Genomic DNA, 16,231 nt, shown 5'->3' on the forward strand with positions numbered 1-16,231 from the left:
ACTCTGAAAAGCGGCGCCGTTTCAGAAAGACTCGGCCACGGCGCGTTCCAGGTTCACCCAGGCGAGCTGATACCCGTACAGGGCGGCATAGAAGTTGTTCCGCGCCTGAACCAGGTAGGACTGAGCATCCAGCACCTCGGTCTCGATGGCCATCTGCTCGCGATACTGGACGTGGGTGATTCTCTGGTTCTCCTCGGCCTGGGTCACGGCAACACGGGCGGTGGCCAGGTTGGCGCGCGCCACTTCCAGTTGCTCGAACGCCTCCTTGACTTCGATCTGCACCTGCTTGACCAGGTCCGTCCGCCGCTTTTTCAGAGCCTCGCGGCGGTGCCGCCACTGACTGATGTTGGCCCGCGTCTTTCCGCCTTCAAAAAAGTTCCAGTCCACCCTCACTCCGACCGCGGCGTTGTGATCGTTGGAGAAATCGTTTTCCGTGGCCGGAAAATCCTTGCCTTCACGGTAATAGGTGCCAAACAGGGACACCCTGGGAAATGCCGCGCTGCGCGCAGCGCGCCCCCCTTCTTCGGCCTCTCGTATGCCGGCGTCGATGGACGCCAGTTCGGGCCTGTTCTTTTCGGCGCGCAGGAAAAGCTCGTTCAATTGAGGCAGCGCATCCCGGGTGCCGTCCGCGGGAGGCGTCTTCTCCCATTCGATCAGTTCAAGTTCCGCGGATTCCTCGATCCCCAGGAGGCGATTCAGTTGGAACCGGAGGATCGAGAGTTGCTTCACCGCCTCTTTTTCGCGCTGGAGTGCGTCCGCCAGGGCCACGTCCGCCTTGAGCGTGTCGTTGCGGGCCGTAAGTCCCTGGCGGTACAGCGCGGCCGCGTCATCGTAATGGGACCTGAGCTGGGTCACGTTTTGCCGAACCACCTCGATCACCTTCTGAGCGTACAGTACACTGATGAAGGCCCGCCGCACGTCCCGCACCAGGTTCAATGACGTCTCCGAGCGCCGGTGGCCGGCGATGTGCTTCTCCTGCTTTGCCATTTCGTAGCGGGCCTGAATTCCAAATCCCTGAAACAGGGGCTGCGTGATCTGAGCCTGCCAGTGATTGAGCGTCGTGTCACTGGTCTGGAACTGGACATAGGGGGAACCCGGCAAGTCGGTGATCTTGGCGATGGGCTTGTCCTGCCATTGGGTAAAACTGTAGGAACCGTCCACTCTCGGCAGGAAATCGGCCTGCGCAGCCTTCACCCCCTGTTCAGCCGACTTGATGTCTTCATCCGCCGCCTGCATGACGGGGTTATGGGCCAGGCCGTATTCCACCGCTTCCTGAATGGTGAAAACCCGGGCGGGCAGGTCGCGTGGAACCGGAAGCCGTTCCCCGGCGCGCGCCTCGCCGCCTGCCGGAACAGCCACCAGGATCACCAGGGCGAACACGGACATCCACAAAGAGGTCTTTCGACTTATGTTCCTGTTCGACGGGTTCCGGACCATCGCTTTTCTCCGGGCGAAGAGCTTGAAAAAGCAGGCTCCCGATCATCTCATGCGCTGCCAGTGGCCATTTACTTAATGAAACAAGAGGATGCGTGTCAAACAAATTCAGAAGGGTTGAAAGGCGGGTGTCGCCATCCGGGAGCGATCGTCCGGGCACGGGGACATCGGGAATCGCACGGCCGGGCTGCGCTCAGGGTTTCTGCATTCGCAGTCGCTCCGTAACCGTCGGAAAGAATTCGGCTTTCGTGTGAGGCAGAAACAACGCGGCCACATAGTGACTCATGTAGCTGGGGACTTCGGAGAGATCGAAATTGGTCATCATGCCGGCCACCCGGCGTTCCTGATCCAGTAGTTCCCGGGCCAATGCCATCAGGGTGGCCCCTTGGAGCGAACCGTTGCCGACGAACTGAAACCGTTCCCGGGGCAAATCCGGGAGGATTCCGATGGTGACGGCATTCTCGATATTGATGAAGTTGCCGAATCCGCCCGCAAGGATGACCTGGTCGATGTCCCCGAACTCTATCCCAACACTCTCCAACAGAGTCACGTAACCGGCGAACATCGCCGCCTTGGCCCGGATCAGGTTGTCCACATCCGCTTCGCTGAATGTGATGTCCTGACCGATCTGATTGTCCTCGGCATATGCGACGACGTACTCCCTGCCGAATTCACCCATCCTGAGCCGCGGCGTATTCAGGTCGGTTCGAAACCGACCGTTGGGCTCCAACAGGCTCGACTCCATCAAGGCCGCCATCAGGTTGATCATGCCCGATCCGCAGAGGCCTTTCGGCTTGGTCATGCCGATGGTGATGATCATCGGTTCGTAGTTCTCGGGATTGACGCTCACCTCTTCGATGGCCCCAACGGTCGCCCGCATGCCGTGCTTGATGCCGCCTCCTTCAAAGGCCGGTCCTGCCGAGCAGGCGGCGCACGCAAGCCACTGCTCGTTGCCGATCACGATTTCCCCATTGGTGCCCAGATCGATATAGAGCGTGAGCCTGGGGTCCTTGTATATCCCCGAAGCCAATACCCCCGCCACAATGTCGCCGCCCACGTAGCTGGACACCGACGTCACGCAGTTGATGAACACGTGGGGAGGGACATCGAGCCCCAGATCGCGGGCTCTCACCAACGGGACGTTGCAGACCGTCGGAACGTAAGGTGACAGACGTATGGAACCCGGATCGATACCGTAGAACAGATGCGTCATGGTGGTGTTGGCCGCCATGGTGATGTGCGAAATTTCATCCGCCGGAATGGCATGTTTGTGGAGAAGTTGGTGCATGAGCCGGTTGATGGTGGCGACCACCGCTTCCTGCAAGCGCTTGAGTCCCTGTTCTTTCTGGCTGTACATGATCCGCGTGATGACATCGTCCCCGTAGGTCAACTGACCGTTGTAGTCGGCCGCATGGCCCAGGACTTCCCCCGCGGCGATGTCGATGAGTTGCACCCACACGGTCGTGGTGCCGATATCGACTGCGAAAGCCAGATGCCGCTGCGTGGTATCCCCCCCCTCCACATTCAGCACATGGGGGAAATGATAGCGGCGGCGCGAGAAGTCGAGCGTCGCCGTCACCTCAAAGTTGTTCTCCCGCAACGCCCGACTCAGCGCCCGGGTCAGATAGAAGTCGAGGGTGACGGCATCCAGCCCGTGCCGGCGCGCGAGGCCGGCCTCCAGCCGGGACATGTCGCAGAGGTTGTTCATGAGAGTCGGCGGCGTGAGCTCGACAAGCCTCTTTTCAAATGCCGGACTGTAGAGGCCCGCGGCTTTGATGGCCTTGAAATCGATGGGGCTGGGTCGAAGGGCGATTCCGGGATGACGGCGCAGGATCGAGCGCCGATCCAGCAGGGATTCCGGAGGAATCCGAACCACTACGTCCGAATACACCCGGCTCCGACAGGCATTACGGTATCCGGCGTTCCAGTCGGACTCGCCGATGTTCTCACCGGGATCCGTTTCCAATTCCCCGAATTCCAGGATCACTCTACACTTCCCGCAAACCCCCTGGCCGCCGCACGAAGCATTGACGTGCACGCCTGCATCCAGGGCCGCGCGGAGGAGGTTCTCCCCATCTTCCACGGCAATCGTGATTCCGTATGGTTCAAAAATGACATTCCTGGTCATGGCAAGCCGTGTAAGGACTCTCCTTTCTGATCTGCACGCCCGGAACCTCCCGCGGCGTCACGCACCGGCCCCGTCGATTCCTGCCCGCGACGCCGTCAAAACCGGGGGAAAGCCCCGCTCTGATCGTATCAACTGCGGGCCGTCCCCACTCCGACGGACCTTCGTCCGATTCCCCGAGATCGGCCTCCGAAAACCGGATCGTTCTCGTCCGGCACGATCCGCCGATTGTCGATCACAGGACAAATCCCGGCACTTCCTCACACGGAATGACGAAAGAGGGTTCATGGAGCAGGGCCGGCTCCGGTGCATGGCCGGTGCAGCCATTCAGGATGAACGTGACGAGCGGCGTCCGAAAAGAAAGCGATAAAGCTGGGTCCCGTGCTTGATTCCGCCTGCTGCGGCTCTGTCGCAAAGCGATGCATCGCTTCCACAGATAATGCAGAACGAACCCGAACACAAGAGTTTTGACGGCGGATTCTTTTCGGGATGCGAAACGACGGCTGCGTTCCGTGACGGTCAGCCGGGAGTTACCGCCCGCCGTGGGTTGTCCCGACTTCTCGCGCAAGGCGACCACGGATTTTGCTCTCCTTCCCCGCTAATACGGATTTACCTAGAAAATAGATTCACGGGTGAAACTGTTTTCATGCTTCGCGGGTGTCACAGGGGGCATGGATAATTGCGTTCAAAATGATACTCTCAAAGCGTGGGGGACGTATCCCCCACACCCCCTCGCCGCTTCGCGGCTCCGTGTGGCGCTGCGGCGGCGGCCTTCGGCCAGTCGCCGACAGCGCCGAGCACTCGGCCTCACGCGCTTGCGCGTGTGGCCGAAACTTGGGGGGTGCGGGGGAATCATTCCCCCGCTCTTTTGTGCTTGAAAGATACATCTTGAACACAACTTCGTATAAGAGACCCAATGACCGTTGTTCCGGGCCGAAATCCGCCTTTTTCCCCGAGGATGCGTCAGGTCAGGGATCATGCGAACGAGGAAAGGATTTTCAACTGCGGGCGGACAGTGTAGAGTATCGTTCCGTCGGAGTGCGGCTCTTCACGGAGCGTTCACGCAAGAGACGGGCTGCGCGGCCGGCATGGGCAGGGCTGAATCCATGACGGTATCCGATCGGAGCCGTCCGATCGTTGTAAAGTGGGCTGAGAGGGGTCGTCAATGGTGGCTGGAGCGGTGAAATGCGCGGTTATTGTCTGTGCGGTGGTCCTGGGTTTGGCTTGCTTCGGAGCGCGGGATCAATGCCGTTGCGCCGATGTTGCGGCACGGAACGGAACGCAAATCGAGCAGTTCGTCTCAGGCGTGGACGGCGAGGAGCAGACTCCGAAGCTCACCTGGACTGAGAAGGTGATCGGCGAGGACGAGCTGTGGAATTCCTGCGAAAAGGCCGCCCGGATTGACCCGATCCTTTGTCGGGAGATACTCGCGCGGCTCAATCGCCGGGCACATTACTACATCTATGACGACATCCGGCACGGGCGGCCCATCAAAGTGCCGGACGACTTCGCCGATTTCCGGGACTGGACCCCGATGCCCCGGTTTCTGCCTCGGTTCGCCGACATTCCGAGACTCATCGTGGTGGTCAGGAGCATTCCTTTTCTCGGCTGGTACGAAATGGGACACATGGCGGGGGACGCCCTGGCGTGCATCGGAACGAAAGCCGAACCCACCGAAAGGGGTTTCTACAAAGTCCTGGAGAAAGACCCCGATCATTACTCCAGGAGTTACTCCAACGACTTCGGGGAACCGGCCTGGATGCCGTGGGCACTGCGGGTCTACGACACGGTTTGGATCCACGCGGGAGACGTCTCCAACGCGTATTGCTCTCACGGGTGCGTCATCCTTCCCCCGAAGCGCGCGCAGGACCTCTACGAGTGGGCCGACAAAGGCACTCCGGTGGTGATCGTCGATTCCGTAAAGGACCTGGACGGCACGGCACCCGGCAAATCCGGCATCCGCAGCCGTTGACCGTCGACAACCGTGTTTGCCCGTACGAGTCGCCTCAATCGGAAAGCATTCAACACCCCTACGCCGAGCGATTATGCGTTCTGCGCCGTTCCCAGCCGTTCTTCTGGCCGGCTTCGCCTCCACGGCGGGGCAGATACTGGTCCTGAGGGAATTGCTCGTCCTTTTTTACGGCAATGAGCTTTCCACGGGTTTGATATTCGCCGGATGGCTGTTGTGGACTGCTTTGGGAAGCACGCTCGCCGGTCGTTTTCACAAGAAAATGAACCCGGACGGGGTGGGACTCGCGGCGGCGCTGCCCTTCCTGGCTCTGCTGCTCCCCTTGACCGTTTTCTTCATCAGGGCTTCGAGGCTCATCTGGGCCATTCCCGTCGGCGAGATCGTGCGACCGGGCCTGATGCTCGGCATTACCCTGTCGGTGACCGCTCCGTTCTGCCTGGCCTCCGGAATGGTATTCGCTCTCGCCTGGACCCAGGCCGGAGCCGGCAACGCACACACAAACGGTCGCCCGATCGCCATTTACCTCGGTGAGGCCGCGGGAGCCGCCGTCGGAGGGCTTTTCTACACCTTTGTCCTGCTGCCCGCGGTATCGGCCGTTGCCGCGGCGCTGATCGTCGCCGCCATCGTTATTGCCGGTTGCATCGCCTTGCCAAAGCCGCGCCGATCCGACCGACGCGCAACGCAAGCCGTTACGGGAACGTGCCTGGCCGCGCTCGTTCTCCTCGGGATCGGGCTGACCTTCTCCCCCGCCCTCGATGATGCGAGCCGCAGGCTACAGTGGGGATCGAATTTCCTTTTCGCCCGCGACACACCGTTTCACAATCTGGCTCTGCTGCGCGAAGCGGACCAGTACAGCCTGTTCGGCAACGGCCTGCTGCTCTTTTCCTTTCCGGACCCGCAAACGGCGGAATACTGCGTCCATCTCCCCCTGCTCCAGCATCCCGACCCCGCCGCCGTTCTGCTCATCGGCGGGGATGCCCCCAGGCTGGCCGCCGAGGCGGTCAAGCACCCGGAGCTCGAGCGCCTGGACTGCGTCGAGCCCGACCCCGAAATCATCCGGATCGCGGAAGAACTGTCGGCCGGAGCGCCCCGCGCCGCTCTCAAAGATCCCCGGGTGCATCTTTTTCATGAGGATGCGGCATCTTTCGTGAGAACGCGAAAACACCGCTACGACGTGATTGTCTTGAATCTCGGCAACCCCCTGACCGCGGAAATGAACCGATTTTACACCGAGGAGTTCTTTTCCGACATCCGCGGGCGTTTGAATCCAAAAGGGGTCTTCTCGTTCGCGGTTTCATCGTCACCGGACATGATCGGCCCCGTTCAGGCCCGTTTCCTGCGGTCGCTTGAAGTCACTCTGCGCGAAGTCTTTCCCACAGTCCTGGTCATCCCGGGGGAAAGCGCCCGGTTCCTCGGCACGGACCCCGACGGCCGGCTGCTCAGCGACCCGCGGGAACTCATCGACCGCATCTCCGCGCGGCGTCTCGACTTGAAATTCGTCAGGGAATACTACCTCTTCGACTATCTCAATCCGCTTCGAATCGCATACCTTGCAAACGTGCTGCAGGAAACCGAAGGGGTCAAGGTCAACCGCGATTTTGAACCGAGGTGCTATTTCCACAACCTGGCAGTGTGGGGAGCCCAGCTTGACCCCTCCATCGGTTCCGCTCTGAACAGGCTCTCGGGCGCGGGTCAAGGGGTCCTGTGGGGTGCCCTCGGCGCGGTCTCGCTCGCGATCCTTGCGACCTTCGCAAGGGGAAGAGCGGGGTATTCCCGAGCCGTGGCCATGAACGTGATGGTCGTCGGCGCCGCTCAAATGACCCTCGAAATCGTGCTGCTGGTGGGCTTCCAGGTCCTTGCGGGTTTCGTGTACACCCAATTGGCTTTGATCGTGTCCTTCTACATGGCGGGGCTGGCTTCCGGCGGCGCCGTGACGGCTTTCGGCGCGAAACGGATAGAGAACGGCGCGCCGGGGATGGCTGCGGTCCAGGCGGCATTCTCGGCATTGCTGGTCGCGACGATGCCGATCATGTCCGCATTGCGCACTTACCTGGAAGAGTCTTCCGACGCCATGGCGCTCGTGAAGTTCGTCTTCTCGGCCCTGGCCTTCGCGGCCGGCCTCCTGGGCGGCCTCCACTTCGGGCTGGCGGTGACGGTGCGCACGGGAACGAGTCCCGCCGTGAACCTCAAGGGCCCCGCCCTCTACGCCGCGGACCTCGCAGGCTCGGCAGGCGGTGTCGTCCTCTCGTCGCTGTTCCTGGTGCCCGTCTACGGACTCGCGGCAACGCTCAAAGCCCTCGCCGTACTCTGCCTCGCGTGTTCCCTCACCCTCATCCGGCCCCGAAAATGACCCGCCGCCCTACGCATCCGCCTCGGGTCGTTTCCATATACCGGGCAGGGGACGGCTGCACTGCGAGCACTTTCCGTCTTTGAGGCGAACGTTTCTCACCGTGTACCCGATTCGGTCCACGAGCACGGTCCCGCATTTCGGACAAATCGTGCTCTCCCCGGGATGACCCGGCACATTGCCGACATACACATGATGCAAGCCTTCTTCTCGAGCGGCCTTCCATGCTTCTTCGAGCGTGGCAACCGGCGTCGGCTGGAGACTCTGGAGCCTGTAGAGCGGATGGAACCGGCTGAAGTGCAGCGGGGTTTCCGGACCCAGTTCCTTGCCGATCCACCTGCACATCTCCCTGATCCCGCTCATCCTATCATTTTTCCCGGGCACCACCAGGTTGACGATCTCCGTGTGGACGCCCAGCTGCTTCAGCCTCTTCAGCGTGCTCAGAACCGGTTCGAGGGTTCCTTCGGTCATTTCCCTGTAATACTCGTCGGTAAACCCTTTCAAATCGATGCAGGCCGCGTCCAGGAACCGGCACAGATCGTCGAGGGGGGCCGGATTGATGTAGCCGTTGGAATGCATGACGTTCAGAATCCTTTTCGGCTTGGCCGCTTTTCCGATATCGATCATGTATTCGATGAAGATGGTCGGCTCGACATAAGTGGAGGCAATGGAAGCGCACTCGTTCCGGGCGGCATTTTCCGCCACGGTTTCTGGGGGGGCCTGGTAGTTGTAGGTATCATCCGGTTTCGCCTGAGAAATCTCCCAGTTCTGACAGAACTTGCAGTTCAGGTTGCATCCCGCCGTGGCGATGGAGAAGGAGAGCGACCCCGGAAGGACGTGAAAAAACGGCTTCTTTTCCACCGGGTCGACACGAACGGCACACGGGTTGCCGTACACCAGGGAGTAGTAGTGTCCCTCCCGGTTCTGCCTGACCCGGCAATACCCGCGCTCCCCGTCGTCGACTTCGCAAAAGCGGGGGCAGAGCTCGCAGCGGATTCGTCCGCCGCCCAGCGGGGAAAAATAGGGGGACAACTTGCGTCCGATGTATCCCCGGCCGGGACCGTCGGGACGAACCGACGGAGGCGTCGCCCAATCCAGGGCCTTGAAACCGGCGCACAAAAGCGCGCAGCGTCCGCATTGCGCCAGGAACTCTCTTCTGCCGACCGGTCTCCTCGCCTGGGCGCGAGCGGTCGCCGGCGGGGGATCAGAACACTTCGGCGGAAAAAACATAGATCTCCGTCCTCTCATCCTGCCAGGCGTTCGACGGCAGGCCCGCCTTCCTGCACGTGTTTTCCAGAAACGCCCTGCGGTCCCACCCGTATTGTGTCGCGACCTGGGGAAGCAGGAGCCCGGATGCACCGTTTCGGCGAATCACCAGGCCGTGCTTTCCCACCTCGACCTCCTCCACGCCGGTGATCTTCCGCAACGGGGTCAGAACCGAGATTTCAATATCCAAATCCTTGAACTCCTCGGCGGTCACCGGCCTGAAACGCGGGTCCTGCACGGCTGCCGCCACCGCCACCTCGCTCACCGTCTCGATCAGGGGCCGGCTGGTAATGATGTGCCCGATACAGCCCCTGAGCTCTCCTCTTTTGTGCAGGGTCACAAAAGCGCCTCGAGGCTCCTTCAGATTTCCCGAAGCCTTGTCCACGGACGGCGCCGGGCCGCCTCGGAGCTTGGCCTCAATCGCCTGTTTGGCAATGCGGTGCAACGCCTCCTTCTCCTCGGCGGTCAGGTTGGAGCCTGCGGCGGTTGATTCCGGAGGCCCGGCGGCTTCGGCCTTCGCAATCAAATCGAATGTTCCGGCCGCCCCGGCCTTCCCCGACGGGCCCCGCCAGAGGGCCGCCGACATATACCCGACCACGCCCCGTGCGTCGTTCTTGTTTCCCGTGACGTCACCCGAGTTCGCGACCTTCAGCACCTCGGCCGAATTCGCCCCCAGCCGCATTGCGGCCAGCATCGCCGTGACCATGGGCCCGCCACCGCACGCTTCGCACTCCCCTCCGGCCAGGCTGTAGCTGAGCCCCTGCGGGTCGAGGGCACCCACCCGGTCCGCCGCCACCTTGTCGAGGGCCTTGGCCCGTTCGTACGGATGGAAATGCGAAAGATCGGAACTGGCGATCACCAACACCCGTTTCTCCCTGACCGTGTCGGCGATCGCCTCGGCAAGCCGTTTGCACGTGGCGAAGTCCTGCTCCCCCATGATCAGCGGCACCAGCTTGAATTCTTCCAGGACCGTCTGCAGGAAGGGAAGCTGGATCTCCAGCGCATGTTCCTCCGAGTGGACCTCCGGGCGATGGGCGATGCGCTTGTCGCGACGCCTCAGGGCTTCAATCAGATCGCGGTCGAGGGGAACAATGCCCAGAGGCGTCTGGAAACCTCCCAGCTCGTAGGTTGCCACGCCTTCGAAACGGGCACGATGACTCGGGGATATGACAATGACGGATGCGAATTTTTGTTTCTCGAGGAGCTTGTACCCGTAGGCCGCAACCTGTCCGGAATAGATGGTGCCGGCGTGCGGAGAGATCAGCGCAACCAATTGCCCCCGAGGCTTGGGCTCCGGAACCCGATTCAGAAACCCCTCGATCTGTTTTCTCAGCTCCACCGGAGAAGCGGGATACCAAGTGCCCGCAATCGCCGGTTTTCTGACCTGTTCCGGGGCCCCCGCCGCGGCGCTGCCGTCGCCTTGAATGCCCGGGCACCGGAAAAGGACCAGCACAGCCCCCAGGAGCAGGAAGACAAACCGTCTGTACGCTTTATTGTGGAAGTTCATCATGGCAGGCATCCGACAATGATTGAGAATATCTGTTTTGTTTTGAAAATTCAAAGACTTTTCAAAAGACACCGCATTCATTATAAAGAGCGCCATCCCCCGAGGTCAACACAAAGGTGGCGAATGGAAGCGCAGTGAACGGTCGGGCGGCGCCTCCGAATGACGCGCGGGAAACATCCCGCCCGATTTGTTTCCCGGAGGCTGAGAACTCCAACTGCGCGGCGGCTTTTGTGGTTCTTTCCAATCTGCCTTTGGGGTATAGTGCGGTGTCTTCCTTATGGGAGTCGCAAATTGAGCTCCCGCACCGGCGCAGCCCATGGGGTTTCTCTTTCGGGACCGGGCCCCGTCCTTTGCGCAACGCGGGCTCATCGCGCCCCCGATCCGGCCGCGGGCCCATTCGCTCAGGGAACATGTCACGGTCGGTTTGACCTTTTCCGCCGGAACCGACCGGACAGGCGATCTCTTTCCACAGAGGCGTACACTGGTGAACAATCGTATATTCGGCCCACTGCGCGCCGGCTTCATCCTCCTGGTTTATACGCTCAACACGCTTTTCTGGACGACGCTCCTTTTCCCCGTCGCCCTTTTGAAATGGCTCGTTCGCGGGGGAAGCAGCACCGGATTGTTCGATCGATTGCTGCATTGCATAGCCAACAGTTGGATCGCCGTCAACAATTTGAACATGCGTTATTTGAATCGGGTCCGTCTGGATATCGAGGGCACGGATTCACTGAAACCCCAGGAATGGTACCTGGTGGTATCCAATCACCAGTCCTGGGCAGACATCCTTGTGCTGCAAAAGATCTTTCACCGCAGGATTCCCCTGCTCAAGTTCTTCCTCAAGAAAGAGCTCATCTGGATGCCGTTTCTCGGCTTTGCCTGGTGGGCGCTGGACTTCCCCTTCATGAAGCGCTATTCGAAGAGCTATTTGAAGAAACACCCCGAACGCGCGGGCATGGATCTCGAGATCACACGGAAGGCCTGCGAGAAATTCAAGAACATCCCCATATCGGTGATGAACTTCGTGGAAGGCACCCGTTTCACTCCCAAAAAGCATCGAGAGCAGGATTCGCCGTACCGCCATCTGCTCAGGCCCAAAGCCGGCGGCGTTGCCATGGTTCTTGCCGCCATGGGAGACAGGATGCGCCACATCCTCGACGTCACCATCGCCTATCCGGGGGAAAACAGGGGGTTCTGGGCGTTCCTGCGCGGCGATGTCACCGACATCAAGGTCCGGGTCAAATCGCTTTTCGTCGGCGAAGACCTGATCGGCGACTACTTCTCGGACGAGGTCTTTCGCGAGCGGTTTCAGAACTGGCTGGGAACGCTGTGGGTTGACAAGGACGACCTCATGCAAAAGCTGCTCGGCGTCACCCGTGTGGGCCCGACCGAAGGATGACCGGTGTGGCCATGCGCTGCGGATTCGCGTGGGGCTTCATTCTAAACCAAAACCCCCACTGCCCGAAACACCTGCCCCTTCTTGTGTCTCACGCAACGACGCCACGGCGCTACGTCTTTTCACTCCGATTCTTACCAACCACAACACATTATCCCACCCCGCATCTTATTCGTTGCGGCGTTGCGGCGTCGCGTGAGGCTCATTTCGAAAACCCGACCCCGGAGCTGGAATTCTCACCTCCAGGCAGGCGCGCCCTGCCGGGCGCACCAAAAAAAGAACAGGCGGAAGCGAAACGCTTCCGCCTGTCTGGCGGTCAACGCAAGAACCGTCCGGGAATTCTCATGCCGCGATGGATTGCGGAATGGAGCTTTCCCCTCTATTTGCGGGCTTCTTCACCACCGGGCAGAATCCTGCCGAACAGGTGCCGGATGGAGGCAAAACCCATCTTGCGACGCAGCATGCCGAGCTGATCCTGCAAGGGGATCTTCTTCGGACAGACGTCTTCACAGCCGAGAAGCCCCAGGCACCCGAAAATGCCTTCATCGCCGCGCAGCACGTCGAAGTACTCGTCCGTCTTCCGATTGTCTCTCGGGTCGAGCATGAACCTGGCGATACGGTTGAACGCCGTGGCGCCCATGAAATCGTTGTTGATGTTCGCTTTCCCACAGGCGGCCACGCAGCAGCCACATTCGATGCAGCGCTCCAGTTCGTAGATTTCCTCGGCCAGCTCGTTCGACATCCGCTCTTCGGGAGCCTTCGGGTCGAACGTCTTGTCCGTGTGGATGTACGACTCCACCTTTTCATTCATGGCACGGAACCAGGACCCCGTATCCACCGATAGATCGCCGATCAGCTTGAACACAGGCAGCGGCAGCAGGGTGATGTCGGTGGGAAGCTTCTTGGTCTTGGTGTGACAGGCGAGGTCCGGCCTGCCGTTGATCATCATCGCACAGGAACCGCAGATTCCGGCTCGGCACATGAAGTCGAACTGAAGCGTCGGATCCTGCTCTTCCCTGATGCGGTTTAGGGCAATATACAACGTCATGGCGTCGGTTTCCTCCAGATGGAAAGTCTCCATGTGGGGAACGGACGTTGGATCCAACGGGTTGAATCTGAAAACGCTAAACTTTAACGGTCGTCCCATTTAAAACACCTCGCGTTAGTTGGTAGCCGGTTTGCTCGAACCGATAACCTCGGGATCTTCGGAGTAAATGATCTTCGCCACGCCGTAACCTCTTTCGCCCGGCGGAAGTTCCCAGACCTTCGAAGGCTTCTCGTAGTTCAGGGTAGGCAGGTTATCGCCCTCTTTCCAGGTCGCCAGCGTCCGCTTCAGCCAATCGCGGTCGTTGCGTTCCGGGTAATCCTCGCGGGCATGAGCGCCGCGGCTCTCGGTCCTCTGCAGGGCCGCATAAGCGACGCACAGCGCGATACGGCACATGCCCTGAATGCGCAGAGCCATCGCCACCTCGGGATTGACACCGATAACGCGCGACTGAATACCGACCTTCTTGGACCTTTCATAGACCACTTGCAGGGTGTCGACGGCTTTCTTCAGGTCGGCCTCGTTGCGGAAAATCCCGACGCCTTCCATCAAGGCATCCTGGATGGCGTTACGCACGGCGTAGACGCTCTCTTTGCCGTCGCGGCCGGCGATGAGAGCCGCAATCCGCGCTTCCTGCTTGTTCACCGCGTCGCGCACCACTTCGGTCTTGATATTGACCTCGTATCCCTTGAGGAACTCGGCGATTTTCTCGCCCACGATCTTACCGGCAACGATCGTCTCGGCAAGCGAGTTGCCGCCCAGGCGGTTGAATCCGTGCATATCCCAGCAGGCGGCCTCACCGGCTGCAAAAAGACCCTTCAATCCGTACGCGGCACCGTCCTTGTTGGTGCGCACACCGCCCATGCTGTAGTGCTGGGCCGGGCGGACCGGGATCATCTGGGTGATGGGATCGACATCGAGGAATTCGTTGCATATCTCTTCGACGTCGCGGAGTTTCGTCTTGATGTGGGCTGCGCCCAGATGGCGAATATCGAGCCACAGGTGCGGCCCGTAGGGGCTCGGCACACCCTTCCCGATGCGGATATGATGGGTCATCCAGCGGGAAACGACGTCACGCGACGCCAATTCCTGCTTTCCGGGTTCGTAGATGTGCATGAACCGTTCGCCGTTCACGTCTTTCAAGGTTCCACCGTCTCCACGGCAGCCTTCGGTCACCAGAATGTTGGTGGGAACGATGCCGGTGGGGTGAAACTGCACCGCCTCCGGGTTGCCGAAGGGGACAATGCCCGTATCCAGGGCGAGAATGACACCACTGCCGTCGTTGATGACCGCGTTGGTCGTTTCCCTGTACGTGCGGCCGTAACCGCCCGTGGCGATGAGGGTCGCCTTGGCCAGGTATGCACGCAGGTTACCGGTCTTCAGGTCTCTTGCCACGACGCCCATGCAGGTTTCGCCGTCATGGATCAGAGAGATGGCGTCGACCCGGTCGTGTACGGTCACGCCCAGTTCCACCACCTTGTTGTCCATGGTGAACAGCAGCGTATGGCCCGTGCCGTCCGACGTGTAACACGTCCTCCACTTGGCCGTGCCGCCGAAATCGCGGGCGGTGATCGTCCCCTCCATTTCTTTCTTTTCGATCTTCTGATACTGCTTGCCGCCCTTGTAATACGTTCCTTCACCAGCCACCACGCGGTTCCACGGAATTCCCCAAAACGCCATTTCACGAACGGCAATCGGCGCCGTTTCAGCAAACAAACGTGCGCATTCCTGGTCGCATCCCCAGTCGGAGCCCTTTACCGTGTCAGCAAAGTGAACGTCAGGGCAATCGCCTTCGCCCATGCAGCAGTTGCCCAGCGAGGCCTGCATGCCGCCCTGGGCGGCAGAAGAATGGGAACGCCTTGGTGGTACGATGCTCAGGCATATGGTCGAAAAGCCCTCAGAGGCCGCCGCCACTGCCACGCGCTCGCCTGCCAAACCCGCCCCTACACACAACAGATCGGTATAGAAGGTATCCAATTTCGGCTCCTTACATAGGTTTAACTAAGACATAGAAGGTAAACAGAGTAATCGCCCCAATCGTTATGAAAACCAGTGTGACTTTGTTCTCAAGACTGTGGAAGAATGAGCGGTTGGCTCGTTTGATGTAGCCCCACTTCACTCCGATCCGGTAGATGCCGATACCCACATGGAGCTCGATCATCGGCAGCAAAACCATGTAGAAGAGCAACCACCAACCGGTCTGGATGCGAGCCCCGCTCCTTGCGGCGGTAATGGGGAGATTCGTCAGCACCACCCACATGTGGATGGAGCCCATGACAAGAATGATGAAGGCCGTCGCCGCCTGGACCATCCACAACCACGTGTCCAGATGGTTCATGCGCTTGCTGTGAGCCCAGATGGCCTTCTGTTCACGGGCCTGGAACGGGAGTTTGCGCGAGGCAAGCACAAAATGGGCGAGCATGGTGAGAAAAATCATCGGACCGCCAAGCTGTGCCATGTAGGTGGCTTCGAAGAAGTGGGCGATCCAGTTCATTACCCGCCCCCCCCCGAAGTCGAGGTTGACGCTGGCTACCAGGATCATATGCATCCACATGAACAAGACCAGCAAGACCCCGGTCAGCATTTGGAAAAAATCCAAATAGGCATCGGTTCGTACAGGTTCCACTCGAGCTGCTAAAGTTTGGTCAGACATTGTTTTCCCTCTAATCTCCTAAATGGCTGTTAAGAAATTGGGTCAGAAAGAAACGTGGGTTCGCGCGTACGCCCAGAAAAAAATAGAACGCCGAAAAAGTCAAGTACTTTTTATCACAACTTTGAACCGGTCTTATGCAAGATGTTGAAAAATTTTGGGGAATAATTCCGAGGATTTTTGAGGCTTGTCCGCGGCGTGATTCGGATATATCCGAGCCTAACAATCACCAAATAAGGATTCGCCATCTTGGCATTACATCCTGTAAATACAATTAAATTTTTCATCAGATTTTCGGACTTTCTACTGTCTCTTTCAACTACTCGAAATTTATGAGTTTAAATCATGCCCCACCCTGCCGGTCGGCCTGAATTTGGCGGAAGAACCGTTCTCTTGTGATAATTGTCATTAGCGATTCCAGCCCTCCGCCGCGTACTCGACCTCGACGTTCAGCAAATCCCGGTTCCTCCGCTTCCGATGACGTCCGTTCCA

10 protein-coding genes are annotated in these 16,231 nt (G+C 59.7%); 3 read left to right on the forward strand and 7 right to left on the reverse strand.

The window, feature by feature from the left end:
- Positions 1–21: 21 nt before the first annotated feature.
- Together SFUM_RS10305 and SFUM_RS10310 are read right to left on the reverse strand one after the other, a co-directional pair.
- Entirely contained in the window at positions 22–1,386 is a 1,365-nt protein-coding gene (locus SFUM_RS10305; RefSeq protein ID WP_041440290.1) for a TolC family protein, read from the reverse strand.
- Positions 1,387–1,627: 241 nt separating this feature from the next.
- Positions 1,628–3,562 carry an ASKHA domain-containing protein gene (locus SFUM_RS10310; protein WP_011698844.1) on the reverse strand — a complete coding sequence of 645 codons (1,935 nt, stop codon included), beginning with the start codon at positions 3,560–3,562 and terminating at the stop codon, positions 1,628–1,630.
- Between the two features lie 1,162 nt (positions 3,563–4,724).
- Here SFUM_RS10310 and SFUM_RS10320 point away from each other — a divergent pair.
- Together SFUM_RS10320 and SFUM_RS10325 are read left to right on the forward strand one after the other, a co-directional pair.
- Positions 4,725–5,531 carry a L,D-transpeptidase gene (locus tag SFUM_RS10320; RefSeq protein WP_011698846.1) on the forward strand — a complete coding sequence of 269 codons (807 nt, stop codon included), beginning with the start codon at positions 4,725–4,727 and terminating at the stop codon, positions 5,529–5,531.
- Positions 5,532–5,604: 73 nt separating this feature from the next.
- Positions 5,605–7,878, forward strand: a complete 2,274-nt coding sequence (locus tag SFUM_RS10325; protein ID WP_011698847.1) for a spermine/spermidine synthase domain-containing protein — start codon at positions 5,605–5,607, stop codon at positions 7,876–7,878.
- A 9-nt stretch (positions 7,879–7,887) separates the two neighbouring features.
- On the opposite strand, the gene amrS is transcribed toward SFUM_RS10325, so the two are convergent.
- Together amrS and amrB are read right to left on the reverse strand one after the other, a co-directional pair.
- Entirely contained in the window at positions 7,888–9,105 is a 1,218-nt protein-coding gene (amrS, locus tag SFUM_RS10330; RefSeq protein ID WP_011698848.1) for an AmmeMemoRadiSam system radical SAM enzyme, read from the reverse strand.
- A complete protein-coding gene (amrB, locus tag SFUM_RS23790; protein ID WP_150109479.1) occupies positions 9,080–10,651 on the reverse strand; it encodes an AmmeMemoRadiSam system protein B in 1,572 nt (523 codons plus the stop codon). Before amrB ends, amrS begins: the two co-directional genes overlap by 26 nt.
- A 481-nt stretch (positions 10,652–11,132) precedes the next feature.
- Here amrB and yihG point away from each other — a divergent pair, with 481 nt between their 5' ends.
- Positions 11,133–12,047: a 1-acylglycerol-3-phosphate O-acyltransferase, YihG family gene (yihG, locus tag SFUM_RS10340; protein WP_011698850.1), complete on the forward strand. Its 915-nt coding sequence runs from the start codon at positions 11,133–11,135 to the stop codon at positions 12,045–12,047.
- Between the two features lie 376 nt (positions 12,048–12,423).
- On the opposite strand, the gene SFUM_RS10345 is transcribed toward yihG, so the two are convergent.
- From SFUM_RS10345 to SFUM_RS10355, 3 genes are read right to left on the reverse strand one after another with little or no spacing between them, the layout of a single operon-like run.
- Positions 12,424–13,191 (reverse strand): fumarate reductase iron-sulfur subunit, encoded by a 768-nt coding sequence (locus SFUM_RS10345; protein WP_011698851.1) that lies wholly within the window; start codon positions 13,189–13,191, stop codon positions 12,424–12,426.
- 15 nt (positions 13,192–13,206) lie between these two features.
- On the reverse strand, positions 13,207–15,066 hold the full coding sequence (locus SFUM_RS10350; RefSeq protein ID WP_011698852.1) for a fumarate reductase flavoprotein subunit: 1,860 nt from the start codon (positions 15,064–15,066) through the stop codon (positions 13,207–13,209).
- A 10-nt stretch (positions 15,067–15,076) separates the two neighbouring features.
- Complete coding sequence (locus SFUM_RS10355) at positions 15,077–15,742, reverse strand: succinate dehydrogenase/fumarate reductase transmembrane subunit (protein ID WP_011698853.1); 666 nt, start codon at positions 15,740–15,742, stop codon at positions 15,077–15,079.
- Positions 15,743–16,231 lie beyond the last annotated feature (489 nt).

Origin of the sequence: Syntrophobacter fumaroxidans MPOB, assembly GCF_000014965.1 — a bacterium.
GTDB lineage: Bacteria > Desulfobacterota > Syntrophobacteria > Syntrophobacterales > Syntrophobacteraceae > Syntrophobacter > Syntrophobacter fumaroxidans.

What these genes read in the sequence shown, in the direction of transcription:
- SFUM_RS10305 (WP_041440290.1), bottom strand. Translation starts at nt 1,386, where the DNA reads ATGTCCGTGTTCGCCCTGGTGATCCTGGTGGCTGTTCCGGCAGGCGGC.
- SFUM_RS10310 (WP_011698844.1), bottom strand. Translation starts at nt 3,562, where the DNA reads ATGACCAGGAATGTCATTTTTGAACCATACGGAATCACGATTGCCGTG.
- SFUM_RS10320 (WP_011698846.1), top strand. Translation starts at nt 4,725, where the DNA reads ATGGTGGCTGGAGCGGTGAAATGCGCGGTTATTGTCTGTGCGGTGGTC.
- SFUM_RS10325 (WP_011698847.1), top strand. Translation starts at nt 5,605, where the DNA reads ATGCGTTCTGCGCCGTTCCCAGCCGTTCTTCTGGCCGGCTTCGCCTCC.
- amrS (WP_011698848.1), bottom strand. Translation starts at nt 9,105, where the DNA reads ATGTTTTTTCCGCCGAAGTGTTCTGATCCCCCGCCGGCGACCGCTCGC.
- amrB (WP_150109479.1), bottom strand. Translation starts at nt 10,651, where the DNA reads ATGATGAACTTCCACAATAAAGCGTACAGACGGTTTGTCTTCCTGCTC.
- SFUM_RS10345 (WP_011698851.1), bottom strand. Translation starts at nt 13,191, where the DNA reads ATGGGACGACCGTTAAAGTTTAGCGTTTTCAGATTCAACCCGTTGGAT.
- SFUM_RS10355 (WP_011698853.1), bottom strand. Translation starts at nt 15,742, where the DNA reads ATGTCTGACCAAACTTTAGCAGCTCGAGTGGAACCTGTACGAACCGAT.